Source organism: Natrinema pellirubrum DSM 15624, assembly GCF_000230735.2.
In the GTDB taxonomy this organism is placed as follows: domain Archaea; phylum Halobacteriota; class Halobacteria; order Halobacteriales; family Natrialbaceae; genus Natrinema; species Natrinema pellirubrum.
Genome location: NC_019962.1, coordinates 3,150,804 through 3,174,453, shown reverse-complemented (window position 1 = coordinate 3,174,453; position 23,650 = coordinate 3,150,804). Strand labels below are relative to the sequence as shown.

Genomic DNA, 23,650 nt, shown 5'->3' with positions numbered 1-23,650 from the left:
TCAGTCGTCGGCGACCGCGCCGTCGCTCGAGACGGCCTCGAGATCGCCCTCGATGCTCGGCGGATACTTCCCGCGGTCGAGTTTCAGGTCCGACTGCGGCCGGGCCATACAGGTCAGCGCGTAGTTCTCGGCTTCTTCCTCGGTGAGGCCGCGGGCGGCGGGCTGGGTGACCTCCCCCGCGATGATCTCGGCCGAACACGCCAGACACATCCCCACCCGACAGGAGTACTCCTGGGCGATGCCCTCCTCGAGACACCGGCTCAGGATGGTCTCTTTGTCGGTACAGGTGATCGTCTCACCCGTTCCGACGAACTCGATGGTATACTCGGTCATACGGCTCGATACGGCGGACCTCACTAAAACTCTTTATTCCCAGCTATCGTGACACTCTGTGCGATCCGGTGGGGAGCCCATCCTCCCGGAACCGTTTCGGTGCTTTCAGCCCCGCACGGCCGGCTCAGCACACTGATTCTATCGTTATTTATAATCGTAGTTTTTATTTATAACAATTAACGATGGTCGTCTGCGATGTCACTGACACGCAAACAGGTGGGACTGCTCGCACTCTCGCTACTGCTCGTCTTCAGCGGGAGCGCGCTGGCACAGTGGGGACAAACGGCGGGCGGCGATATCGACGTCGAACGCGTCGAGATCGAGACCGACGACGGAGGGACGATCGACGGCTATCTCTACGTCCCGGACGGGGTCAGTGCGGACGACCCCGCGCCCGGCGTCCTCGCGATTCATGGCTATATCAACTCCAAGGAAACCCAATCGAGCTTCGCGATCGAGTACGCCCGGCGCGGCCACGTCGTCCTCGCGATCGACCAGCCGGGCCACGGCTACTCCGACCCGCCGGCGTTTGCAAACGGCTGGGGCGGCCCGCCGGCGCTCGAGTACCTCGCCGATCACGAACTGGTCGACGAGGACAACATCGGCCTCGAAGGCCACTCGATGGGTGGCTGGGCGGCGGTCTCGGCAGCCGCGGAGCATCCCGACAGCTACGAATCGGTCGTCCTCGTCGGCTCGTCGACGGGCTCGGCGGGCGCACCCGAGGGGAACGAGACGTTCCCGCGGAACCTCGGGGTCGTCTTCGCGGACTACGACGAGTTCCACTGGCTGATGTGGGAGTCCGCGACCGGGCCGGCGACGCCGCAAAGCGAGAAACTGCAGTCCGTCTTCGGCACCGACGACGAGATCGCCGAGGGGGAAGTCTACGGCTCGATCGACGACGGCACGGCGCGGGCACTGTACACGCCGCGGACGACACACCCCGGCGCACACCACACGCCGAGTGCCGTCTCCGACACCGTCGGCTGGACACAACGAACCCTCGAGGGAGCCGATGAGGAGCCGGGCGATCACGTCTGGTACTGGAAGGAGATCGGCACGGCGATCGCACTGCTCGGCGGGTTCCTCTTCTTGGTGCCCGCCGGCGCCGTGCTGACCAGTCGGGAGCCGTTGGCCGACGCGACGCGGACGGTGCCCGACGCGGTCACCGAGCGCGACCGCGGCTGGTACGTCGCGGCCCTGCTCGCGGCCGTGGTTCCGGTCGTTCTCTACTACCCGACGATGCTCTTTGGCAGTCAGGCAATGCCGGTGACGGCTATTACGCCACAGGGGGAGACGAACGGCATCGTCCTCTGGGCGCTCGCGAACGTCGTCGTCATCGCCGGCCTGTTCGGGCTGTGGCACCGCAATAGCGGTCGCTCGCTCGGCGACGAGCGATACGGGCTCGATATCGGTGACGGTGCGGCGACCATCGCGAAATCGCTCGCGGTCGCGGTCGGCGTGGTTGGGGGCCTCTACGTGCTGCTGTGGATCGTCGACACGGTCTTCATGACCGACTTCCGCGCCTGGGTCCTCGGACTGAAGCTCATGTCGACCCTTCACGCCCGGATCTTCGTGACCTATCTCCCGGCCTTCCTCGCCTTCTTCGTCGCGCTCGGGGTGCTGTTGCACGGCCGACTCCGGACGCCGGAGACGACGCGGTCGCTCCCGCGGGCGATGGCGACGAACGCGATCATCCTGACTGGCGGGTTCGCACTCTTGCTCGTGATCCAGTACGGCACGCTGTTTGCAACCGGTGCGCTCGCGGTCCCGATCACGGCGCTGCAGACGATCATCGCTTTCCAGTTCCTCGCCTTGCTGCCGGTCATCGCGGTGGTCTCGACCTACTTCTTCCACCGGACCGGCCGGATCTGGGCCGGCGCGTTCGTCAACGCGCTTCTGATCACGTGGCTGATCGTCGCCTCGCAGGCGATCCACTACCCGTTCTAGGGACTGCCGAGTCCCGGACGGGAGTTTCTCCGTCTCGCGACCGGATCGACCATAAAACGTTTTCTTACCGCGGTGTCCAGAGTGTTGGTATGAGTACGCAGGAGCAGTCGGCCGCGGGTGCGGCGACGACCCGGTCGCCGGATGCCGTCGTCGTCGGTGCCGGAACGTCAGGGTGCTACGCGGCAGCGACCATCGCACGGGAGGGCTACGACGTGGTCGTCCTCGAGCGAAAGGACGAGGAAGAGGCGGGCCACATCGCCTGTGGCGACGCGCTGAAGGGTGCCGATGCCTTCCCCGACGCGATCCCGAAGTCCAAACTCGAGCCGGCCTTTACGAACACCGACGTCGACCACGGGCGCTTCGAGATCCCGCAGGAAGACACCGTCCTCGAGATCCCGGTGCCGGGCGAACTGGCCGTCATCGACCGCTGGGAGTACGGCCGCCGGATCATCGACGGGGCCGAGGACAGGGGGGTCGAGTTTCGCTACGATACGGTCGTTCAAAACGTCCGCCAGAACGACGACGGCCGCGTCACGGGCGTCGAGGCGATCCGCAAGGGCGATCCGGTCACCTACGAGGCCGACATCGTCATCGACGCCGCCGGCTCGCTGTCGGTGCTGCAGGACCACGTCGACTTCTCGGATTCGACGTTCGACACCAACGTCGATTACAGCCACTTCTGTTCGGCCTACCGCGAGATCGTCGAGGTCGAGGAGCCGGTCGAGTGGGACGACGCGCTGGTCTTCAAGCCGACCGAGCGCGCGGCGGGCTACCTCTGGTACTTCCCGCGGACCGACACCGAGATCAACGCCGGGCTGGGCTTCCAGATGACGGAAGAGCCCATGCAGCTGGTCGACGACCTCAAGCGCGACCTCGAGAACCGCCCCGAGTTCGACGGGGCCGAGGTCGAGGACAAACTCGGCGCGGCGCTGCCCACCCGGCGACCCTACGACTCGGCCGTGCATCCGGGCTACATGGCCATCGGCGACGCGGCCGGCCACGTCAACCCCACCACCGGCGGCGGCATCGCCGGGGCTGCCTACGGCGGCAAGTACGCCGCCGAGTGTGCCATCGAGGCGCTCGAGACGGGCGAGTTCGGCGAGGACGTCCTCTGGGAGTACAACCAACGAGTGATGGACCACTTCGGCGCGCGCTACGCCGCCCTCGACGTCTACAACATCCTCTCGACGGCCGTCGACGTCGACGACCTGATGGGGCTGCTCGCCGCGATGCCCGGCGACAAGCTCGCCGAGGCGCTGTACTCCGGCAGTACCGACATCGGGCTCACGCTCAAACTCGAGGCGCTGGTCAAGAGCCGCGGCCACTGGGGCACCATCTGGAACCTCTACAAGACCAAGCGCCGCGCCGACGAACTCCTGGCCCACTACGAGAACTACCCGACCAGTCCCGAGGGGCTGGCGGGCTGGCAGGATCGCCGCGACGACCTGATGGAGAAAGTCTACGAGACGACCGGGGCCGACCCGAAGTACTAGAGCCGAACTTTTGCTCTGCGTGCGGTCGCGAAGCGACCGCACTCGGCAAAACTTCGATGAAAAGCGCTCCTCCTTCCGTTTCGACCCGCTACGCGGGTCTCCACATCAGTCGTCGGCCCGCTCGCTCACTTCGTTCGCTCGCGGTCGGTACCGGGTGACAGCCTGCCCTTCCCCGGGTCGCGGGCTCCTCGCGGGGCTCGGAGCCCGCTCCCGGCCACCAATCGCTCGAGCGGGTCGCATCGTTCCGTTCTCGAGTGATTCGTCCGATTCGGCCGCCGGCGTACAGTTCGGTCAGCCGTACTATCGATTCTCGTGAATATTCCCCTACGCTGTTAGGATATCTTGGCTTTCCTATCCGTCAAATAACGGGGTATGATGGTACAGAACCACACACGTCGACGCGCACTGACACTGATCGGTACCGCAGGCGGCATCGCGCTCGCCGGCTGTATGGGTGGCGGCGACGAGGACGACGAGATGAGCGACGACGATTCGGGTAACGGGATGAACGACGACGGGATGGAAGACGATGGCATGGACTCCGCGATGTCGAACGTCCGGGTCGCGCATCTCTCGCCCGACGCCCCCAACGTCGACGTCTACGTCGACGGCGACGCCGTCCTCGAGGACGTGCCCTACCGGGCCGTCAGCGACTACCTCGAACTCGAGTCGGGCACCTACGCGGTGATGATCACCGCGGCCGGCGACGCCGACACCGTCGTCTACGACGAGGACCTCGAGATCGCCGAGGGGTCGTTCACGATCGCGGCGCTGGGCGAACTGGCCGACGAGAACCAGCCCTTCGAGCCGGCAGTTCTGGAAGACGACGTCAGCGACCCCGGCGACGACGCGCGGGTGCGGTTGGTCCACGCCTCGCCGGACGCCCCCGCGGTCGACGTCACCGTCGGCGACGGCGAGACGGTCCTGTTCGAGGACGCCGCCTTCGGCGACGCGGCTGCGACCGAAGTGCCGGGCGGCGACTACACCCTCGAGGTCCGACCCGCGACCGAGAACAACGACGGCGACGTGGTCGCGACCTTCGACGTCGCTCCGGAGGGCGGCAGCGTCTACAGTGCCTTCGCCGTCGGCTACCTCGAGCCCGGCTCGGCTCCCGCCGACGAGGCGTTCGACCTCGAGGTCGTCATGGACGCCTGATCGACGAGACGGGTCAGCGCTGGGACCGAAGCCGTTCGATCCGGCGCTCCGTCGGCGGGTGCGTGCCGAACAGCCGCCGGTGGAGGAACCGCCGTGTACGGTCGAAAAAGCGGTGTTCCTCCCACGGCGGCGGGACGATCGAGAACGCAGCCGTCGAGCGGTGTTTGCGGAGATCGTTCGAGGGCCGTTCCTCGAGGGCGGAATCGAGTTTCTCGAGGGCGCTTGCCAGCGCCGCGGGGTCGCCGGTGATCGCGACGGCACCGCGGTCGGCGACGTACTCCCGATAGCGGGTGACGACGGCGACGGACCACCGGACGAGGACGATGACCATCCCACACGGGACGGCCACAAACGGGTGGAAATCGTAGCGCTCGATGAGCGCGGCCGCGGACGCTGCGGGCACCGATAACGCGGTCAGCACCGCCGCGTCCCTGTTTTTGGCGTGGGCGAGTTCGTGTGCGAGGACGGCGTCGAGTTCGCGGTCATCGACGGCCTCGAGCAGGCCCTTGGAGACGACGATCGTGGACGATCCGGCCCGATAGCCGACGGTCGCCGCCGTTGGCGTCGATGAAACGCCAAGACGGACCGTCGGTGCGGGGAGATCGGCCTGCTTGGCGAGCCGGTCGACACGGCGTTGGACGGCTGTTCGGCGTTCCTCGAGGTCCTCGTCGGGCCGATCGATGACGCGGACGACGCCTTCGATATCGCGGAGCGCAGCGGCGTCGTCGGTCCGTTCGGAGTAGGCGATCCACGCCACGTGTGCGAGGACGACGAGGACGCCGACCGCAGCGGCGGCGGACAACGGATCGACGATCGAGCGCCACGCGACCGCCTCCGTGAACGCGAATCCGACGAACGTCCCGAGGGCCACACCGCCGAGCAGGCCGAGGATTTTCGGCCAGTTCGCGATCGCCTCCGCGGACAGCAACGTCTCACCGACGGCTTCGACTGCGTCGGCGGTCCCGTCGTGAGCGATGCGATCCGAGAGGGTCCGGTCGGGATAGTAGCGTCGGATCACTATCGCGACACCGAGCCACCAAACGAACGCACCAGCAAACAGTAGCGAGAGGACGAAGAAAACGGAGAGAACCCCCTCGAGCGCCATGAGGAGAAACAGCGCGACGAACCCGCCGACGGCGAACTCGAGTGCGAGGACCACGAGCTGTGCGGCTCCGACGAGCGTTCCGGCGACCGCCATCCGCACCCAGAGTCCGAGGTGGAGGGGCGTCGGACGGATCACCGACCGGCCACCTCGAGCGCGGCCGTTCGGGTCGTCGATCGCAAACCGGGGACTGGATCAGCGAACTGCACCGTCACCGATCCGTACTGGTAGGATACCCAAGAACATTCGGGGTCCGTTCTCGGTCGGTTACTGGTCGTGGCCGAGTCGCTCGATCGTGCCCGCGAGCGTGTCGATGCCGTGTTGGATACTTGCCTCGTCGACGTCGAACGTTGCGGTGTGGTGGCCGCCGGGATGGTCGGTGCCGACGCCGACGTAACAGGCACTGCCGCCGTTTTCTTGCACTGCTCGCATCAGGTAGGTCGCGTCCTCGCTGCCGCCCAACTCGTCGCGCTCGAGGACGCGCTCGACGCCGGGTGTCTCGCCGGCGACGTCGGCGACGATCGAGACCAGTTCCTCGTCGCTGGTCGCGCTGGGGGCCTCCGCACCGATCTCGATTTCGACCTCGCAGTCGTGCATTGCGGCGGCGCTCCGGAGGACCTGCCGGGTCCGCCCTTTCATGTACTCCATCAGGTCGGTCGTCTCACCCCGGACCTCGGCGACGATCCGCGCGTCGGCGGGGATGACGTTGGCCGCGCTGCCGCCCTCGACGACGCCCGCGTTGACCCGCGTTGCGCCGTCGTTGTGCCGTGGAATCCCGTAGAGGTTCTGGACGGCCGTCGCCATCGCCTGGACGGCGTTGCGGCCCTGCTCGGGGTGTCCCCCCGCGTGGGACGACGCGCCGGTGAACTCGGCCTCGAGGTGCGAGACCGCCAGGAAGCCGTCGATACCGGCGACGATCTCGCCGGTCGGGTGGTCGAGACCGATGTGCGCCGCGAGCAGATAGTCGACGTCCTGTAGGTGGTCGCTCTCGGCCATCGCCTTCCCACCGCCGACGACCTCCTCGGCGGGCTGGAAGAAGACTTTGAGGGTGCCCGCGAAATCTACGTCGGAACGCTGTTCCGACGAGGATCGCGACTCGTCGAGTCCCGCACCGCTCTCCGCGATCCGCTCGAGGACGCCGACCCCGATCGTCGCGTGGGCGTCGTGGCCACAGGCGTGCATCGCCCCTTCGTGTTCGGAGCGAAAGCCCTCGTCGACGGGCCGGTGGCTCGGGTCGTCGGACTCGGTTTGGGGCAGGCCGTCGATGTCGACCCGAAGGCCGACGGTCGGTCCCTCGCCGCGCTCGAGGACGGCCACTGCACCCGTATACCCGCCGTCCAGTCGCTCGAGGGTGGCCTCGTCGACGCCGGCGTCCCGCGCCTGTTCGTACCAGTGGGTGAATTCGGTTTCCTCGGGGACCGCCAGCCGGTGGTCGCCGGCGATCGCCTCGGGGCCGACGTGGAGTTCGGCGAGGTCGTCGCCCAGTCGGGACTCGAGTTCGTCGACGATCCGTGCAGTCGTGTAAAACTCCCGCCAGGCTGGTTCGGGTTTTCGGTGCAGGTCTCGACGCAGCGTAACGAGGTCGTCTGCGGTCATACGATCATCTCGTCGTGAACGACCAAAAGCCCTCCCGACGATTTCGGCATGCGACGATCCGGAGACGACGCGAGGCCCGCGCTCGTTCATACGGTCTACTGTAAGTCATTACCAGTTGGACCGCGATCGTCCTGCGGTCTCACCGGGAAATCGTTACAGCAGACCGTATCAGTTGCTGCGGCCGGCCCCGTGGATCTGCTCGACCTCGGCCTCGATGTGGACCGAGTCGGGGAAGTTCTGTGAGGCGATGTTGCGCGCGAGGTCGTCGTGGCCGTGGATCTCGAGTTCGCGGGTGAAGACGGTGTACTCCCAAGAGTCGAAGTGACGGTCGTCGTCGGCGTGGAGCCGGCAACGCTGGGGGACCGACAGCTTTTCCGGCGGGTGGGAGTGGGGACCTTTCAGTGCCGCCCCCTTCCGTTCGGCGGTGGTTTTGATGTCCTCGACGATGCCATCGAGCGCGGCGCGATCGCCGCTCTGGAGGGTGAGACGGGTGACGAAGGTCATGGCTGGTGCTGTCGCATACGTCTGCGACGGGCGCGTAAAAACCTGCTGAGACGCGTCGCTGGCACGACAGTGAACGACTGCAGACGATCGCCCGTTTCGTGCGTGACAATCCGGTCGGATCCGTGTCCGTAGGACGAACAGTCCGATATTCTCTTAACGTCGCACCTGTTAGCCCACCTAATGGCAGTCGAAGCTACGAGCGCAGGCGCGATCCTCTTCCGCGACACGCGGGGCCGGCGCGAGTATCTTCTACTCAAGAGCCGCCCGGGCGATTGGGAGTTTCCCAAGGGCGGTGTCGAAGGAGACGAAGAACTTCAGCAGACGGCTATCCGCGAAGTAACGGAAGAGGCAGGTATCGAACAGTTCCGACTACTCGACGGCTTTCGCAAGGACTACGACTACGTCTTCGAGGCGAACGGCAAGACGATCCACAAGACCGTTCATCTCTTCATCGCGAAGTCGTTCGAAGCCAGCGCGGAACTATCGAACGAACATCGCGACCTCCAGTGGCGCGACTACGAACAGGCGGTAAACACCGTCACGCAGGACGGCCCCAGAGAGATCCTCGAGGACGCCCACGAGTTCCTCGACGAACGCGAGGCAGAAGACGACGAGGAGTAGCCGGTCGCGGCCGGTGAGAAGTCGCTTCTCTCGTGTCGTGCGACGCGGGCATCGCGACCGACCCCGAAATACGGTCGATAGCATCGCCCATATCGTTCGCTCGACCCGATCGTCGGCCGATCGGGCAGTGTTTTTGCACCTCCGAATTCAACGGGGAGCGTGGACGCATACACCGCCGAGTTCGGGTTCGAACTCCGGACCTGCCGGTGGGCCGAACGCGAGTGGCCGCCCGGCGAAACCGACGGCGTCGACACCGCCGTCCTCGTCGCCCGCCAACTCGGGACGACCCGCCGCCGCTGGGACACGATCGTCCTCGAGTGCGACTCCGAGGGGCTGCGCCGCCGCGCCCGGTTCGGCCCCGATCGGCTCGATAGCGATCTCCTGCACGTCGTCCGGAACGCCCCCGACGAGTGGTGCTACTACCGCGACGCGCTCCCGGATCCGGGCTACCCGTGGCGGTACGTCCGCGAGTCGATCCACGAGGCCGCCGACCGCGGGATCCTCGAGACCCGCAAGTCGGGCAACCGGATCGAGATCCGGCGAAAATGGGCCTACCCCGACTGGCTCGAGCGGCTCGTCGCGATCGAGAACAAGCCCGACTTAGACGCCAGCGCCGCCCGCGCGCTCGGATCACAACTCGAGTACGACGTGGCCGTCGGGCTGGCCGACGAGGCTTGGGTCGCGACCCGTCGAACGGACGACCCCGTCGAACCCGTCCTCTTCGAGGACCTGCCGGTCGAAGCCGGGGTCCTCGCGCTCGAGCCCGACGACCTGACCGCCGAGGTCGCGTGGTACCCCCGCTCGCTCCCGGTGACGGAACCGGGAACCCGCATCCTCGAGCGTCCAGAGGGCGGTAAACGAGACGGCTCGGCGGCCCGGTTCGAGTATGCCGGCCCCGACTGGAAGGCCGACAAACGCCTCGCCATCGCCGAGCGCGCCTACGAGCGTGGCTGGCGCTCCTTCGTCGAGACGATGCGGCCCGACTGCCGACGCTTCGAACTACGCGCGCCCGACGGCCCGCAGGCGCTGCCGTACTGCACTGCCAAGGGGCGGTGCCAGACGGCCGCCGAATGCGCCGGCTCCTGCAGCGAGTTCGAGCCCGAACCGCCGGCCTGGCGCACCCGCGGCTGGCCGATCGAGGGCGGGCCCGGAAAACGGGTCCAGCGAATCCTCGCGGAGCGCCGGCGACGACGGCGGCCGGAGCTGTAGTCATCGACCGTTCGAAACGGAGAGTCAGTCGGAGACGGCGACCTCGAGGTCCGCACGCTCGACGGCCAGCCGGAACGTGGGGACGGTGCGGTACTCGACTTCGACGACACCCTTTCGCCGGAGACTCTGGAGACCCGACCGGACGTCCTCGGCCTCGGCGTCGACGTCGTACTCGTCCCGGAGTTTGTGCAGTACCGAGACGACGCTCTCGGAGCGTTCGTCGGGGCCGGCCAGTACCGCCACGATCCGCGCCTGTAGTTCCGGGACGCGGACCTTCGAGGGGACCCCCTCGTCGTCCGGGTCGCTCTCGATCCCCGGCTCGACGTCGACGAGGTCGGCGGCTTCGGCGGTCGCTCGGATCAGACTGTTGTCGTCTCGGAAGTAGTAATCGCCGAGTTCGTTCTCGAGGTACTGGTGGACCTCGCTGCCGCTCTCCATCCCCCACCGCTCCTGCAGTTCGCCGTTCTTCGTCGGCTGTAGCTCCACCACGTCCGCCAACCGGTCCTGGGCCTCCTCCGAGAGCGTCATCGTCGAACCGTATGGGGATCCGGTACTTTTGCGTTGCGTCCCGCCGCGGCTCGAGCGACTCCGTCCCGCCCTCAGCCGAACTCGCCGGCGAACGCTCGCAGGTCCTCGACGAACAGTTCCGGCACCTCCATGGCGGCGAAGTGCCCGCCTTCGGGCTGTTCGGACCAGTACTCGACGTCGTAGACCGCCTCGGCCCAGCCGCGAGGCGTCTTATACACTTCGGCCGGATAGCGCGCGTGGCCCGTCGGCACGTCGACCGAATCCGGCGTCGCCGCGCCCACGTCCGTCTCGGCGTAGAGTCGCATCGAAGAGCCGATCGTTCCGGTCAGCCAGTAGACGCTCAGGTTGTCGAGCAGCCGGTCACGGTCGATCCACGACTCGAGGTCGCCGTCGCAGTCGCTCCAGGCCCGGAACTTCTCGACGATCCAGCCCGCCAGCCCGGCCGGGGAGTCGGTGAGTCCGTAGGCCAGACTCCGGGGTTTGGTCGCCTGGATCTCGTGGTAGGCGGTTTCGGTCTCGCGGAACGCCGCGGTCTCCTGGTAGTCAGCCAGCCCCTGTTCGTCGAGCAGGTCGGTCGGGTCATCGGCCTCGAGCGACGAGGGGTTCAGGAACAGCATGTTCGTGTGGATCGCGTCCACGCGGTCGGGGTAGTTCGCACCCAGCAGCGCGGCGACCAGCGCGCCCCAGTCGCCGCCCTGGGCGACGTAGCGGTCGTAGCCGAGCCGGGCCATCAGGTCGGCGACGACGTCGGCGATGCGGGGCACGTCGTACCCCCGCTCGCCGGTCGGGCCGGAGAAGCCAAAGCCCGGCAACGAGGGCGCGACGACGTGAAAGGCGTCGGCCGGATCGCCGCCGTGGGCGGCCGGATCCGTCAGCGGCCCGAGAACGTCGAGGAACTCCGTGACGGAGCCGGGCCAGCCGTGGCTCAAAACGAGCGGCGTCGCGTCCGACTCGGGCGACCGGACGTGATAGAAGTGCAGCCGCTGCCCGTCGATCGTCGTCACGTACTGGTCGAACTCGTTACACCGGTCCTCGAACGCCGCCCAGTCGAACTCCGCGCGCCAGTACGCACAGAGGTCCCGGAGAAACTCGCGCTCGGTCCCGTCCGCCCAGCCCGTCTCGGGGAGTTGGTCCGGCCAGCGGGTCCGCTCGAGGCGCGTCCGGAGGTCGTCGATCTCGTCCCGGCCGACCGACACCTCGAACGGTCGAATCGAGTCGTCGGCGTCCGTCGTCATGTCGCTACCCCGGTTCGAGTTCCGCCATCGTTCGTGATACCGACCCGCATACCGGATTCGACTCGGCCACGTCACAAAGGCGTATCGTCAATCGTCACCGATGACCGGAACCGGGACCGTCGTCTCGAGGGTCTCCTCGACCTGCGTGTAGACGAGGATCGTCCCGAGGACGGCGAGCGCGGTGCCGAAGACGAACGGGGTCTCGAAGCCGAACCGCACCAGCGCGCCCGAGGAGAGCGGCCCGACCGCGATCCCGTAGCCGAAAGCCATCGTCAGCACCGACAGCTTCGAGCCTGACTCCCCCTCGCCGGCGAGGTCGCCGGCCAGCGCCAGCGACGGGGCAAAGACCATCGCGGCGGCGATCCCCTGAAACAGGCGGGCGACGAACATCAGCGCCGAAGAGAGCAGAAAGCCCTGGACGAGCGTCGTCGGGATCAACAGTGCCATCCCAGTCACGATGAACGGCCGCCGGCCGTACCGATCGCAGGCCCGCCCGATCGGCGTCTGGAGCGCGACCTGTGCGATGATAAACCCCGCGAACTGCAGGCCGAACCAGGTCGCCCCCTGCTCGAGGCGGGCGTTGACCTGCGGCTGGATGGTCGCGAACAGCGCGATGGCGGTCGCCATGAAAAACGACGCGACCCCGAGGGTGAAGATCGGATCGAGCAGGTTCGGGCCGGTCCGATCGAGGATCGGGATCGAGAGGTCCGCGCCGGCGTTGGCGGCCGTCGACTCGGGGTCCGAGACCAGTACCGTCACCATGCCGTAGCTGATCGTCGCGGTGATCGTCGCGACGTAGAAGGCGGCGTCGAACCCGGAGACCGCCAGGTCGCCGGGGAGCGCGTACGGCCCGCGACTGACGACCGCGCCGGCCACCGCCGGCCCGGCGCCGAACCCGATCAGTCGGAACGTGTTGTAGACGCCCATGTTCCCGCCGCGGTCGCCCGTCGTCGCGAGTTCGTTGACGAGCGCGACCGACGACGGGATGATGAAGGCGACGCTGACGCCCTGTAACCCCCGGATGACCAGCAAGGAGAGGTACGTCTCCGCGAAGACGTACGCGACGTTGGTCATCGCGAGGCCCGCGAGCCCGACCAGAATGAACGGCTTGCGCCGGCCGAGCCGATCCGATAGCCGGCCGGTAAACGGCTGGAACGAACTATTGAGAAAGCCAAAGAGCGAGAGGATCACCCCGATGAGCAGCGACTCGCCGAGACCGAAGGCCGTCCCGCCGACGACGCCGCTGGTCACGTACAGCGGGATGACGATGATCAGAAACGAGTTGCCGATCCCGTCGGCCATGCGGGCGCCCGCCAGTGCGAGGACCCGTCGATCGACGGCGAAGGGCGCGACGAGACGTTCCACCACGCTCCGCATTGGCAACACCTGCGTGATCCCGACCGATTATAGTTTCGAACCGAAATGTCGATCGAATGGATAGTCCGCGGGAGCGTCGCGGAGCTACAAGCCGCTGGCCCGCCTCCGTTCGTCCATGCCCGACGTCAAACTCAGCCGGATCGACTCCGTCCTTGAGAACCTCGAGTACCCGATCACCACCGACCGCGCCGCGTCCGAACTCGCGGACGTCACCCTGTTGCTCGCCGACGGCCAGCGGAACCTGGGCGACCTCGTCGCGAAAAGCGACAGCGACCGCTTCGAGTCGACCGAGGACCTCCAGTCGGAACTCAATAACGTCCTCCCACGGGAAGCCGTCGGCGAGCCCTACCAGTCCGAAGGCGAGGGCTAGACCGATGAGACGCTGCAGTCACTCGGTACGTACTTCTCGTTTGTCAGTCCCGACTGACGTCCCGGGTTCCTGACGAGGAACCGCCACAACGGAACAGGGGATCCATCCATAGATCTTGTCTCCGTATAGTTGGAAATATAACAGAGTGGCGAACTTCTAGAGACGATCGACGGTGAGCAGAAGACGAACCGGTCTCGATATCGTCTCGCTTCTCATTTCTGGATATTGTCTCGTGTACGTCAATTCGACCGTGATCGAACTGTCGATAGTCTGGTCGTTCGTTCTCCTCGTACTCGTTCTGGTCGGTGTTCATCGGACGATCGAACGGCTATACGAAGCGCTCTCCGGAAACTCGATTCGAGACGACCGAACCGATGACGGTGAGAAAGCCCTCGCCGATAAACACGACTCGGTCTCTGTTGTAGTGGTTGCATCCACGGTCCTCATCACCGAATACATCGACTCCACCGTCGTCTCGCTTTCCGACTACCAGACGCTGGTTCTCGCCGTCGGTCTCGTGTTTGCGATCCACGAGGCGATCGAACGGACCTACAGGTGGGCAGTGTGATGAGGTCACGCCCAGGCTCCCTCGGCTGATCCGTTGCTTTCGCCTCGCTACCGACGCTATCACCCAGTCAACGTCCCGCTCGCAGGACAGCTGCGTTTCTACACACTTAACCGGAGTGAGTGACAACCGAGTCGTATGGAATTCTGCGACGAATGCGGTTCGATGATGAAGGCTGACGACGGCCTCTGGGAGTGTGGCAGCTGTGGATACACGGAGCCGAAAGGCGACGCCGACCAGTACGTCATCACCGACGATCAGGAAGTCGGCGAGATCATCGAGTCCTCCGGCGAGACCTCGCTGCCCGAGACCGACGCCATCTGTCCCGAGTGTGGCAACGACCGTGCCCACTGGTACATGCAACAGATCCGCTCGGCCGACGAGTCCGAGACGCGCTTTTTCATCTGTACCGAGTGCGAACACAAGTGGCGCGAGGACGACAACTAACGAAATTTTGCTCTGCGGTCTATCGCGAGCGAGGCGCTCAGCGCCTCGCTCGCGATGTCCCTCGGCAAAATTTCGATTAAAAGCACTCCTCCTTCCCTTGGCTCGCGGCCTTCGGCCGCTCGCCTCGACGCGGCGCTTCGCGCCGCGCTCTCCGGGTCAGTCGTCGGCCCGCTCGCTCGTTTCACTCGCTCGCGGTCGGTATCGAGTGACGGCCTGCCCTCCCCCGTTGAGCGGACGCGTAGCGTCCGCGAGGTCGTCGGCGTGAAGCGCCGACTGCTCGAGGGACCTTCGGTCCCTCGCTGCTCGGAAGAGTTTGCTCTTCCGTAGGATCGCGGGCACCTCGCGTTGCTCGGAGCCCGCTCTCGGCCATTGCTCTCTCGAGTTGAATACGGAATTTGAGTAAGGAGAAACTGTACTACTCGTTTCGCGCGATCGTCAGATAGCCGGTATGCCCGACGGGTGCGGTCGTCGGCCGCGAGCCCCGCTCGTCGAACTGCATCTCGCGCTGGATCGTCTCTCGAGTAGTGACGTTTGCGAGGCCGACCTCGCGGGCCGTCCGTGCGACCTCGCGGGTCGACTCGATGAAGGGGCTGTAGACCGCGACGAAGCCGCCGTCGACCAGCAGGTCGGGTGCGTGTTCGACCATCGCGGGCGCGTCGGCCGTATCGAGGGTCATGACGTCGAACGACGACGGCTCGAGGGCGTCGATCTCCTCGGTCACGTCGCCGGTCCGGACGTCGACGGCGTCGGCCACGCCGCCGAGTGCCATGTTTCCGCGAGCGACGTCCGCGAACTCGGCGTCCTGTTCGTAGGTCACGACCTCGGCACCGGCCCGGGCCAGCAGGGCCGCGAGGACGCCGGTTCCGGTGCCGGCGTCGAGGACCCGGTCGCCGCCGGCGATGCCGGTCTCGCCGATGACGAGCCCGATGTCGCGGGGCACCATCGGCGCGCCCGTCCGCTCGAAGTGATGAAAGAGATCGGGGCCGCGCAGCCGACGCACCTGGAACTCGTCGCCCAGATGCGTCTCGATGGTGTCGCCCGACTGCACGTCCTCGGGGACCTCGAGTACGCCGAGGTCGGTCCCCTGTTCGCCGCCGGGTTCGACGAGGTACTCGCGGTCGCCGCGGACGAGCAAGACCGGGACACGATCCGTGCCACTTTCGGCGTCGTCCGCGCTCTCGTCCTCGCTCACGCGAGTCACTCGAGGGATTCGACTGCTGCGGCGAGGTCGCCGTCGGCGTCCTCGAGGGCCTCGCGGGCCTCGTCTTCGCTCACGCCGGCGCGGGTCGCGACGAGTTCGACGTCCTCGTCGGGGATCGACGAGCCGGCGTCGCCCCCGGCGTCGGCGCTGCCGCCGGCCGAGCCGGCCTCGACCTCCTCGGGCGAGCCGATGACCTGGTAGGTTTCCTGGCCGCGGGCGTCCATCTTGGTGACCTCGGCGTCGTCGAAGACGAGGTCGTACTCGTCGGTGCGGATGATGACCTCTTCGGCGTCGATGTCCTCGACGTCGATGCCCATCTGTTCCATCATCTGTTCCATCTTGCGCGGGTTGAGTCCGCCGCCGCCTCCTCCGAACATACTCGACACGTGGCCACGGGCGACCTTTTAGTTTGTCGTTCGCTCGAGGGTGGGCGGACAGTCCCGGCCGTCAGTGTCGGCGCGACCGCAGGACCCGCGGTCGCGCCGCCGATCGTACAGCGGCCCGTCTCAGGCGTCGTCCGGCCGCGAGTAGCCCGGATCGAACAGCTGTGCCGACGTCGGTTCGGGATCGCCCTCGGTGAGGTTGTACTCGGAGAAGTCCTCGACGCCGGCCTCCCGGAGGAAGTCCTCGTCGTAGACGCGGTTCCCAGTGAACTCGGCGGGATCACGGGCCAGGATCTCGAGGACGGTGTCCGAGACGATATCGGGCGTTCGCCAGTCGTCTTCGGTCCCCATCTCGAAGTACCGGGTCGCGCGCGTGTCGATCGCAGTGACCGGCCAGAAGGTGTTACAGCCGATCTCGTCGTCGGCCAGTTCCTGAGCCATCGACAGCGTCACGAACGACATCCCCATCTTCGACCAGGAGTAAGCGGCCGACCCCGGGGCGCGATCGAGTTCGACCGGCGGCGCGTTCGTCAGGATCCAGGCGTCTTCCTCGACGCCTTTGAGGTGGTCGATGAACGCCCGTGAGACGAGATAGGTGCCGCGCACGTTGACCTCGTTCAGGAGGTCGTAGCGATTCGCCGGCAGGTCCTCGACCGCGCCCATCTGGATGGCCGAGGCGTTGTTGATCACGATGTTGATCTCGCCCATCTCGTCGATCGCCTCCTCGACGGCCGCCTCGATGGCGTCCTCGTCGCGGACGTCCAACTGGATCGCGTGCGTCTCGACGCCCTTCTCGGCGCAGGCCTCGGCGGTCTTGTGGATCGTCCCCTCGAGGTCCGAGTCCGAGTCGTCGACGGTCTTGCCCGTCGAGACGATGTCACAGCCCTGCTCGGCGAGTGCGAGTGCGAGTTGCTTCCCGATTCCACGTGTGGTACCCGTTATAAACGCGGTCTGTCCGCTCAGGTCTGGTTTCTGCGGCATTCGTGATCTATACACATACCTGCACCCATAATAGTCCATTCAAACTCCCGGGTCGCCGATCGACGTTTTCAATCCCCGTCGGGGCGTGGGCGACCGTAATGGCCGACGAACTCGACGCCCTGCTCGAGGCCCTCGAACTGAAAGACGAGCGCCGGACCGGCTGGGATCTCCGCGGGATCGACTCTCCGGAGTCCGTCGCGGCCCACACGTGGGGCGTGGCGACGCTGTGTCTGTACTATGCCGACCGGGCCGACGGCGTCGACCGCGACCGCGCGGTATCGATGGCGCTGCTTCACGATCTGGGCGAGGCCCGCATCGGCGATATTGCGACACGCGCCGAGGACGACAACCAGCGAGTCGACGGCGACGAGAAAGTCGCCCGCGAGCGGGATGCGATCACGGACCTACTCGAGCCGTTCGACGGCGACGAGTTTCGCTCCCTCTGGGCAGCGTACGAGGCCCGCGAGACTCAGACGGCGCGGTTCGTCAAGGACATGGATCTGATCGACAACTGTCTGCAGGCGCTCAAATACGAACGCGGGGAGCGCTACGACGAGACCGAGCGCAATGAGGCGTTCGACGAGTACGAAAACCTCGACGAGTTCTTCGCGACGGCCGCGCCGCGGCTCCGGACGCCCGTCGGCGAGCGGCTCTTCGAGGCGATCAAGACGCGGTACGAGCGCGAGATCGGTCGGGAGTGTCAGCTCTAGCTGTCCTCGCGGACCGGCTGCCGGTCCGTCGAACACTACGTCTCTGCGGGCGCACCCTCGCGCACGTTGACCGCCATCCCCGTCTCGAAGTCTCGGATAGCGTCGGCGTCGAGTTCGGCCGTCCCGACCGCCAGCAACTCGCCGCGTTCGTGGACCACCAGTACCTCGTCGCCCGGCCGGATCTCGTCGCCGACCTCGAGGACGAACTTCGCGAAGACGTTCTTCTCCTCGCGGACGAAGGGTTCGCTCTCGTCGTCGACGACAACTCGATAGGCCGGCGGCTCGAGCGCGGCCGCGAGCCGGCGACCGCCCTCGAGGCCGAGCGTGAACCGGCCGTCGGTGCCGAAGGAGACGATCCGGCCGGCGTCGGCGTGGATCTGCTGGGGGCGGCCCGAGGAGGTCCGTTTGACCGTCAGCGATTCCGCCGGCGGGAACAGTGCCGCCCCGGCGTCCGCGCCGAACTGGTAGTCCGCGATGGTCCGAAGCTGGGGCAGGCCCGCGCTCCCGTCTGCTGACTCGCTCATTGGGCCGAATTTGCGCCGGCGGGTCGAAAGCCCTTCGACCCGCGATCGGCCATCGACGCGACCGAAACGAGATGGAGAACGTTATTATCGTTGCTTCAGTAGTATCGGCCCTACATGGACGTCACGCAAATCGGTCTCGGGGTCGCCCTGCTGGTCATCGGGACCCTGACACTGATCGGGCCGGCCGCGATCGCCACCGGTCCGCTCGTCTATCTCGTTACCGGCGCGACGCTGCTTGTCACCGGCTACGCGCTGGTGATCGGTCTCTGGCAGACCCGCCAGCCGAACTGATTCTCGGTCCGAACCGGGTGTGGTTCGGGTCGGCGCGCCTACAGCAGGAACGTCTCGTGGCGTTCGCCGAGATCGAGGAAGGAGTCGGCGGCGTCGATGAGTTCTTCGGCCGTCGAGGACTGGAACGCCATCACCTCGACGCGGACCCCTTCGTGGCGCAGGTGCGAACACAGCCGCGAGAAGTCGCCGTCGCCCGTACAGAGGACGATCGTGTCGACGTGGTTGGCCAGCGTCACCGCGTCCAGACTCATCCCGACGTCCCAGTCGGCCTTCTTCGAGCCGTCGGCGAAGGTCTTGATGTCCTTGATCTTCGGCTCGAAGCCGATATCGATCAGCGCCTCGAAGAAACTCTCCTCCTCCGGCGAGTCCGCGCGGATGACGTACGCGATCGCACGCGTGAGCTGGCGGTCTTGGACCGCCTTCTCGAGCAGGGCGGAGTAGTCGATATTGCGGCTGTGCATGCTCTGGGCAGTGTGATAGAGGTTCTGGGCGTCGACGAGGACGGCGACGCGCTGCCCGGGGTGAATTTCCGTCATATACTAGCATGTCGCGGGCGGCTATAAAAAATCGCGGCGTTCGAGACGGCCCCGGTGGGCCTGTCGTGGTTAACTCCGAAGCTTCCGAATGCGCTTTTCCGTCGGCGGGTGGGTGGCAAACAGCGTCTGCAGCAGGCCCTTCTCCGAGTTGAAGATACACAGCGCGCTCATGCTGTCGTCGAGTTGGGATTCGCGACCCTGCGCACCGTTCGAGATCTTCTCGAGGGCGCGGGCGAGCGGGTCGCCGCTGCCGATGTACTGGCGGGCGTCGTCGTCGGCGACGTACTCGCGGTACCGCGAAATCGCGAGGACGAACACCATCACGAGCATCTGGGCGATGTTCGAGATGATCATGCCGACGATGATGCTGCCGATGTTGCGTTCCCCGCCGAACATGTAGACCATGTAGGCGACCCAGCCGACCATCATCGCGATGGAACTCCCGAAGACCATCGCGAGGACGTCGCGGTTCTTGATGTGGGCGAGTTCGTGGGCGATGACGCCCTCGAGTTCGTCCCGCTGGAGCAGGCGGATCAGTTCCGTCGAGACGACGACGTAGCCGTTCCCTTTCCGGCCGGTCGCGAAGGCGTTGGGGACGCCCATATCCATGACCATCAGTTTGGGCTTCTCGATGCCCATGTCACGACAGAGCGACTCCGTCATCTGGTGAACCTCGCGATACTGGCCGTCTTCCGGCATCTCTTCGGCTCGTCTCGTAGCCCTCCAGGTCCCGATCTTGTACTGGATGAACGGGAGGACCAGCAGGCCGAGGCCGACGAACGGCCACGCGCCGACCCCGAACATCGCCAGGCCGAAGGCGCCGACGAGCATGTAGAACGCGAACAGGATCGAGCCGACGATCGCCATTCGCACTTTCAATCCGAAATTCGTCATGGCTGACTCTAGACAACGACTCGGGATAAGTTACGCGGATTCCTGTGTCAGACCGACTCACCCACAGCGATCGGGTCGGTCGAAGACACAACGGCTAAGTCGGTTCGGCTCAGTCTCCCGGGTATGCGTCACGTCGCTCGCTCGAGGCTCGAGCCCACCGTGAGCGGCGTCGCCCCCCGTTTTTCGAAACGTAAACGCGCCTGCGAGTGCTCGCGGCGGGCGTAGCGCCCCCGTCCCGGGCACGTTTCGACCGCGCGTGATCGATTCCAACGACCCCAACGACCGATCGGAACCGATAGGACCTCTCGATCGGAGTTCGACACACGACTCAACGACACCACCACCATCACATGACTGCTATCGACCTTTCGGGCGTCTTTCCGGCGATGTGTACGCCCTTCGACAGCGACGAACGGATCGACTTCGAAACGCTGCAGACCGACGCCCAGCGCCTCGAGGCCGCGGGCGTCGACGGGCTCGTCCCGGTCGGCTCGACCGGTGAATCGGCGACGCTGACCCACGACGAACACGTCCAGGTCGTCGAGGCCGTCATCGAGGCCGTCGACGACGTGCCCGTCATCGCGGGCACCGGTTCGAACAACACGCGCGAGGCGCTGGAACTGTCAGAGCGGGCCGCCGACGCGGGTGCAGACGGGCTCTTGCTCATCTCGCCGTACTACAACAAGCCCGAACAGCGCGGACTGATCGAGCATTACCGGACGATCGCGGACGCCGTCGACCTGCCCCAGATCGTCTACAACGTCCCCTCGCGGACGGGCCGGAACATCGAGCCCGACACCGCCGTCGAGCTGGCGAGCCACGAGAACATCGTGGGCTACAAGGCCGCCAGCGGCGATCTGGGCCAGATCAGTGAGGTCGTCGAACGCACGCGCGACGAGGACTTTGCGGTGCTGTCGGGCGACGACGGCATGACCCTGCCGACCCTCTCGGTCGGCGGCACCGGAACGATCAGCGTCGCCGCGAACATCGAACCCGAGCGCACGTGTGCCATGGTCGGTGCGGCACTGGAGGGCGATTACGAACGCGCTAGAGAACTGCACCACGAACTCGGCCCGCTGTTTCGCGAACTGTTCGTCGAGACCAACCCCATCCCGGTCAAGGAGGCCATGGAGATCCGTGGCTACGGCCCGGCCCGCCTGCGCTCGCCGCTGTCCCGACTGGCCGACGAGTATCGCGACGACCTCGAGGCAGTGCTGGCCGACCTCGAGCGCGACGAAACGGACGTCGCCGATCCGGCGGAGGGTGATCGATGACGGTCCGGCTGGGCGTCACCGGCGCGACCGGGCGAATGGGCCGGGAAGTCATCGCCGCGGCAGCGGGACGCGAGGACTGCGAGGTCGCCTTCGCGATCAATCGCGATCCTGACGGCGAGGCCATCGAGGGCATCGACATCGAGCCCGCGGCCGAGTTCCACTCGCTGGTCACCGACCGCGAGCCGGCCGCCGTGATCGACTTCACCGGCCCGGAGTCGGCCGTCGACTACGCCCGTGCCTGCGCCGACGCCGGCGTTGCGTTCGTCACTGGGACGACCGGCTTCGACGACGATGGGTACGGGGTCCTCGAGGACGCAAGCGAGGAGATCCCCGTCCTCCATGCGCCGAACTTCGCCCGCGGCGTGCAGGCCCTGCTCAACGTCGTCGGCGAGGCAGTCCGGAACCTGCCGGGATACGACGTGGAACTCGTCGAGACCCATCACAACGCCAAGCGCGACGCCCCGAGCGGCACTGCCAACCGGCTGCTCGAGGAGATCGAAGCCAACGGCGACTTCGGCGAACGCGTTCACGGCCGCGAGGGCGAGGCCCCGCGGACGGAGGCCGAGATCGGCGTCCACGCGCTTCGTGCGGGCAACGTTACGGGCGAACACGAGATCGTCCTCGCGGACAACCACGAGGAGGTCCGGCTCACCCACCGCGCCGAGGACCGCGGGGTCTTCGCCGCGGGCGCGGTCGACGCGGCGGTCTGGATCGCTGGACAGAAGGCAGGGTGGTACGACTTCGCAGACGTGATCGGAGAATGAGCGCACTCGAACGTGAAATCGGCGAGCTGTGGGACCGCAAACAGGACGGCGACGTCAGCGCCGATACCGCCGGCGAAGACGAATACGCTACCCTCGAGGCCTTTCTCGACGCCCTCGAGTCCGGCGAGGTCCGGGCCGCCGAGAAGTCGGGCGACGAGTGGGAGGCAAACGAGTGGGTCAAGCAAGGGATCCTGCTGAACTTCGGCCTTCGGGAGATCCAGCAGTACGACCACGGCGACACGACGTACAACGACGTGTTGCCGCTTGCGGACTCGAGCGCGTACGGCGACCGTGGGAGCCGCAACACGCCCGACGGCACCGTCGTCCGACGGGGCGCACACGTTGGCTCCGACTGTATCATGATGAGCCCGTCGTTCGTCAACATCGGCGCGTACGTCGGCGACGGCACGCTCGTCGACTCCTGTGACACGGTCGGTTCCTGCGCCCAGATCGGCGATAACGTCAAGCTCGGCGCGAACACGCTCATCGGCGGCGTCCTCGAGCCGGTCGAGAACGCGCCGGTCATCGTCGAGGACAACGTCTCGCTGGGTGCGGGCTGTCGCGTCACCAGTGGGTTCGTCGTCGGCGAGAACAGCGTCGTCGGCGAGAACACCCTCCTCACGCCGCGTATCCCCGTCTACGACCTCGTCGAGGAGGAGGTTCTCTACGGCGAACTGCCCGCGGATCGGCGCGCCTTTACCCGGTTCGTCGAGTCCTCGATCAGCGACCACGACCTCTTCGAGGGCGGGGCCTACAAGCCCGCCGTCGTGGCGACAGACCTGGAAACGGAGACGCTCGAGGCGACCGAGCGCGAGGACGCGCTGCGGGAATAGACGAGCCGTACCCATCGGCTCCGTGCGAATCGCTGTGATCGCACTCGGTCCGGGGAAACCACAGGAGATCGTGGGAGGACTTTTGGTCGTTCCCCCAGTAGTGGATCGTAATGAGCAAACGGGCCGAAGCCGACGATCGGGGTCGCATCGTCATCCCCCACGAGATCCGTGAGAGACACGGCGACCGATACCGCGTCGTCGAACTCGAGGATCGGATCGAACTGATCCCGTTGAACGACGACCCGATCGAGGGCCTCCGCGATGCCGTCGGTGACGCCTTCGACGGCAGATCGATCGACGAGATCAAACGCGAGGCACGCGAGACCGCTCGAACGGATGCGATAGACGACGCGAGTGAATAGGGTCAGATGATATACGCCGATACCGACTTCTTCATCGCGTTGGTGAAAGACGACGACTGGCTGCAGGATCGGGCAGCCGAGATCGCACTCGAGAACGACGGCGAAATCTACACCTCGCGAGCGACGCTGCTCGAACTGCTCGTGATCTCGGACCGGTTCGAGTTCGATCGGATGGAAGCGCTCACGTCCGCGCTCGAAATCGCGACTATCCCCGAAGACGAAGATGTCCTGTTTCAGGCGGCGGACTATATGGAAGAAGACGGTCTCACTGCGTTCGATGCGTACCACGTCGCCTACGCGGCGGCAGATCCGATCGTTTCATCGGACAAATCGATCGACGACGTGACGGACGATCGGATCGCGATAGAAGAACGGGAATCGGAGTAACGAAGAACCCAAACGCTTGAATCCTCTC

The 23,650-nt window shown here is 66.1% G+C and carries 28 protein-coding genes; 15 read left to right on the top strand and 13 right to left on the bottom strand.

The genetic code is table 11. From position 1 onward, the window contains the following. Nucleotides 1–333, bottom strand: a complete 333-nt coding sequence (locus NATPE_RS15340) for a 2Fe-2S iron-sulfur cluster-binding protein (protein ID WP_006181439.1) — start codon at nucleotides 331–333, stop codon at nucleotides 1–3. Between the two features lie 195 nt (nucleotides 334–528). On the opposite strand from NATPE_RS15340, the gene NATPE_RS15335 reads away from it, so the two are divergent. The 3 genes from NATPE_RS15335 (at nucleotide 529) to NATPE_RS15325 (ending at nucleotide 4,928) form a co-directional block, all read left to right on the top strand. Continuing rightward, nucleotides 529–2,280 (top strand): alpha/beta fold hydrolase, encoded by a 1,752-nt coding sequence (locus NATPE_RS15335; protein WP_006181438.1) that lies wholly within the window; start codon nucleotides 529–531, stop codon nucleotides 2,278–2,280. 89 nt (nucleotides 2,281–2,369) lie between these two features. After that, complete coding sequence (locus NATPE_RS15330) at nucleotides 2,370–3,773, top strand: geranylgeranyl reductase family protein (RefSeq protein ID WP_006181437.1); 1,404 nt, start codon at nucleotides 2,370–2,372, stop codon at nucleotides 3,771–3,773. Nucleotides 3,774–4,148: 375 nt separating this feature from the next. Next, nucleotides 4,149–4,928: a DUF4397 domain-containing protein gene (locus NATPE_RS15325; RefSeq protein WP_049804901.1), complete on the top strand. Its 780-nt coding sequence runs from the start codon at nucleotides 4,149–4,151 to the stop codon at nucleotides 4,926–4,928. A 13-nt stretch (nucleotides 4,929–4,941) separates the two neighbouring features. On the opposite strand, the gene NATPE_RS15320 is transcribed toward NATPE_RS15325, so the two are convergent. From NATPE_RS15320 to NATPE_RS15310, 3 genes are all read right to left on the bottom strand, one after another. Next, the gene (locus tag NATPE_RS15320) at nucleotides 4,942–6,168 is read right to left on the bottom strand and encodes a M48 family metallopeptidase (RefSeq protein ID WP_015299186.1); all 1,227 of its coding nucleotides are present in this window, start codon (nucleotides 6,166–6,168) and stop codon (nucleotides 4,942–4,944) included. A 129-nt stretch (nucleotides 6,169–6,297) separates the two neighbouring features. Further along, a complete protein-coding gene (locus tag NATPE_RS15315) occupies nucleotides 6,298–7,626 on the bottom strand; it encodes an amidohydrolase (protein WP_006181434.1) in 1,329 nt (442 codons plus the stop codon). A gap of 168 nt (nucleotides 7,627–7,794) precedes the next feature. After that, on the bottom strand, nucleotides 7,795–8,130 hold the full coding sequence (locus NATPE_RS15310; RefSeq protein WP_006181433.1) for an uS10/mL48 family ribosomal protein: 336 nt from the start codon (nucleotides 8,128–8,130) through the stop codon (nucleotides 7,795–7,797). A gap of 180 nt (nucleotides 8,131–8,310) precedes the next feature. Here NATPE_RS15310 and NATPE_RS15305 point away from each other — a divergent pair, with 180 nt between their 5' ends. Both NATPE_RS15305 and NATPE_RS15300 read left to right on the top strand, forming a co-directional pair. Further along, nucleotides 8,311–8,751, top strand: coding sequence for a bis(5'-nucleosyl)-tetraphosphatase (locus NATPE_RS15305; RefSeq protein ID WP_006181432.1), 441 nt, complete (start codon nucleotides 8,311–8,313; stop codon nucleotides 8,749–8,751). A 159-nt stretch (nucleotides 8,752–8,910) separates the two neighbouring features. Continuing rightward, nucleotides 8,911–9,960: a DUF5787 family protein gene (locus tag NATPE_RS15300; RefSeq protein ID WP_006181431.1), complete on the top strand. Its 1,050-nt coding sequence runs from the start codon at nucleotides 8,911–8,913 to the stop codon at nucleotides 9,958–9,960. Nucleotides 9,961–9,984: 24 nt separating this feature from the next. On the opposite strand, the gene NATPE_RS15295 is transcribed toward NATPE_RS15300, so the two are convergent. The 3 genes from NATPE_RS15295 to NATPE_RS15285 all read right to left on the bottom strand — a co-directional run bounded on the left by NATPE_RS15295 (nucleotide 9,985) and on the right by NATPE_RS15285 (nucleotide 13,100). After that, nucleotides 9,985–10,488 (bottom strand): DUF5797 family protein, encoded by a 504-nt coding sequence (locus tag NATPE_RS15295; RefSeq protein ID WP_006181430.1) that lies wholly within the window; start codon nucleotides 10,486–10,488, stop codon nucleotides 9,985–9,987. A 71-nt stretch (nucleotides 10,489–10,559) separates the two neighbouring features. Beyond that, nucleotides 10,560–11,723: an epoxide hydrolase family protein gene (locus tag NATPE_RS15290; protein WP_006181429.1), complete on the bottom strand. Its 1,164-nt coding sequence runs from the start codon at nucleotides 11,721–11,723 to the stop codon at nucleotides 10,560–10,562. A gap of 87 nt (nucleotides 11,724–11,810) precedes the next feature. After that, nucleotides 11,811–13,100: an MFS transporter gene (locus NATPE_RS15285; RefSeq protein WP_006181428.1), complete on the bottom strand. Its 1,290-nt coding sequence runs from the start codon at nucleotides 13,098–13,100 to the stop codon at nucleotides 11,811–11,813. Between the two features lie 115 nt (nucleotides 13,101–13,215). On the opposite strand from NATPE_RS15285, the gene NATPE_RS15280 reads away from it, so the two are divergent. The 3 genes from NATPE_RS15280 (at nucleotide 13,216) to NATPE_RS15270 (ending at nucleotide 14,482) form a co-directional block, all read left to right on the top strand. Then, complete coding sequence (locus NATPE_RS15280; protein WP_006181427.1) at nucleotides 13,216–13,470, top strand: DUF5789 family protein; 255 nt, start codon at nucleotides 13,216–13,218, stop codon at nucleotides 13,468–13,470. Between the two features lie 172 nt (nucleotides 13,471–13,642). After that, nucleotides 13,643–14,038 (top strand): hypothetical protein, encoded by a 396-nt coding sequence (locus NATPE_RS15275; RefSeq protein ID WP_244880096.1) that lies wholly within the window; start codon nucleotides 13,643–13,645, stop codon nucleotides 14,036–14,038. 135 nt (nucleotides 14,039–14,173) lie between these two features. Beyond that, the gene (locus NATPE_RS15270) at nucleotides 14,174–14,482 is read left to right on the top strand and encodes a transcription factor S (protein ID WP_006181425.1); all 309 of its coding nucleotides are present in this window, start codon (nucleotides 14,174–14,176) and stop codon (nucleotides 14,480–14,482) included. A gap of 415 nt (nucleotides 14,483–14,897) precedes the next feature. Here NATPE_RS15270 and NATPE_RS15265 read toward each other — a convergent pair whose 3' ends face one another. From NATPE_RS15265 to NATPE_RS15255, 3 genes are all read right to left on the bottom strand, one after another. Continuing rightward, nucleotides 14,898–15,683: a methyltransferase domain-containing protein gene (locus NATPE_RS15265; protein WP_015299185.1), complete on the bottom strand. Its 786-nt coding sequence runs from the start codon at nucleotides 15,681–15,683 to the stop codon at nucleotides 14,898–14,900. Further along, nucleotides 15,680–16,060, bottom strand: a complete 381-nt coding sequence (locus NATPE_RS15260) for a nascent polypeptide-associated complex protein (RefSeq protein WP_006181423.1) — start codon at nucleotides 16,058–16,060, stop codon at nucleotides 15,680–15,682. Before NATPE_RS15260 ends, NATPE_RS15265 begins: the two co-directional genes overlap by 4 nt. 129 nt (nucleotides 16,061–16,189) lie before the next feature. Beyond that, nucleotides 16,190–17,047, bottom strand: a complete 858-nt coding sequence (locus NATPE_RS15255; RefSeq protein WP_006181422.1) for an SDR family oxidoreductase — start codon at nucleotides 17,045–17,047, stop codon at nucleotides 16,190–16,192. 98 nt (nucleotides 17,048–17,145) lie between these two features. Here NATPE_RS15255 and NATPE_RS15250 point away from each other — a divergent pair, with 98 nt between their 5' ends. Continuing rightward, nucleotides 17,146–17,757 carry an HD domain-containing protein gene (locus NATPE_RS15250; RefSeq protein ID WP_006181421.1) on the top strand — a complete coding sequence of 204 codons (612 nt, stop codon included), beginning with the start codon at nucleotides 17,146–17,148 and terminating at the stop codon, nucleotides 17,755–17,757. 35 nt (nucleotides 17,758–17,792) lie between these two features. On the opposite strand, the gene NATPE_RS15245 is transcribed toward NATPE_RS15250, so the two are convergent. Then, nucleotides 17,793–18,281: a PUA domain-containing protein gene (locus NATPE_RS15245; RefSeq protein WP_006181420.1), complete on the bottom strand. Its 489-nt coding sequence runs from the start codon at nucleotides 18,279–18,281 to the stop codon at nucleotides 17,793–17,795. Between the two features lie 114 nt (nucleotides 18,282–18,395). On the opposite strand from NATPE_RS15245, the gene NATPE_RS22775 reads away from it, so the two are divergent. After that, the gene (locus NATPE_RS22775) at nucleotides 18,396–18,572 is read left to right on the top strand and encodes a hypothetical protein (RefSeq protein ID WP_006181419.1); all 177 of its coding nucleotides are present in this window, start codon (nucleotides 18,396–18,398) and stop codon (nucleotides 18,570–18,572) included. A 38-nt stretch (nucleotides 18,573–18,610) separates the two neighbouring features. Here the strand turns inward: NATPE_RS22775 and NATPE_RS15240 are convergent, their stop codons facing one another. Then, complete coding sequence (locus NATPE_RS15240) at nucleotides 18,611–19,108, bottom strand: LabA-like NYN domain-containing protein (RefSeq protein WP_006181418.1); 498 nt, start codon at nucleotides 19,106–19,108, stop codon at nucleotides 18,611–18,613. 69 nt (nucleotides 19,109–19,177) lie between these two features. Beyond that, entirely contained in the window at nucleotides 19,178–20,002 is an 825-nt protein-coding gene (locus tag NATPE_RS15235; RefSeq protein WP_006181417.1) for a M48 family metallopeptidase, read from the bottom strand. Nucleotides 20,003–20,352: 350 nt separating this feature from the next. On the opposite strand from NATPE_RS15235, the gene dapA reads away from it, so the two are divergent. The 5 genes from dapA (at nucleotide 20,353) to NATPE_RS15210 (ending at nucleotide 23,622) form a co-directional block, all read left to right on the top strand. Further along, nucleotides 20,353–21,276: a 4-hydroxy-tetrahydrodipicolinate synthase gene (dapA, locus tag NATPE_RS15230; RefSeq protein WP_006181416.1), complete on the top strand. Its 924-nt coding sequence runs from the start codon at nucleotides 20,353–20,355 to the stop codon at nucleotides 21,274–21,276. Further along, the gene (gene dapB, locus NATPE_RS15225) at nucleotides 21,273–22,040 is read left to right on the top strand and encodes a 4-hydroxy-tetrahydrodipicolinate reductase (RefSeq protein ID WP_006181415.1); all 768 of its coding nucleotides are present in this window, start codon (nucleotides 21,273–21,275) and stop codon (nucleotides 22,038–22,040) included. Before dapA ends, dapB begins: the two co-directional genes overlap by 4 nt. Next, a complete protein-coding gene (locus NATPE_RS15220) occupies nucleotides 22,037–22,873 on the top strand; it encodes a 2,3,4,5-tetrahydropyridine-2,6-dicarboxylate N-succinyltransferase (RefSeq protein ID WP_006181414.1) in 837 nt (278 codons plus the stop codon). Before dapB ends, NATPE_RS15220 begins: the two co-directional genes overlap by 4 nt. A 110-nt stretch (nucleotides 22,874–22,983) precedes the next feature. Continuing rightward, the gene (locus NATPE_RS15215; RefSeq protein WP_006181413.1) at nucleotides 22,984–23,235 is read left to right on the top strand and encodes an AbrB/MazE/SpoVT family DNA-binding domain-containing protein; all 252 of its coding nucleotides are present in this window, start codon (nucleotides 22,984–22,986) and stop codon (nucleotides 23,233–23,235) included. A 6-nt stretch (nucleotides 23,236–23,241) separates the two neighbouring features. Continuing rightward, nucleotides 23,242–23,622 (top strand): type II toxin-antitoxin system VapC family toxin, encoded by a 381-nt coding sequence (locus tag NATPE_RS15210; RefSeq protein ID WP_006181412.1) that lies wholly within the window; start codon nucleotides 23,242–23,244, stop codon nucleotides 23,620–23,622. Nucleotides 23,623–23,650: the final 28 nt, after the last annotated feature.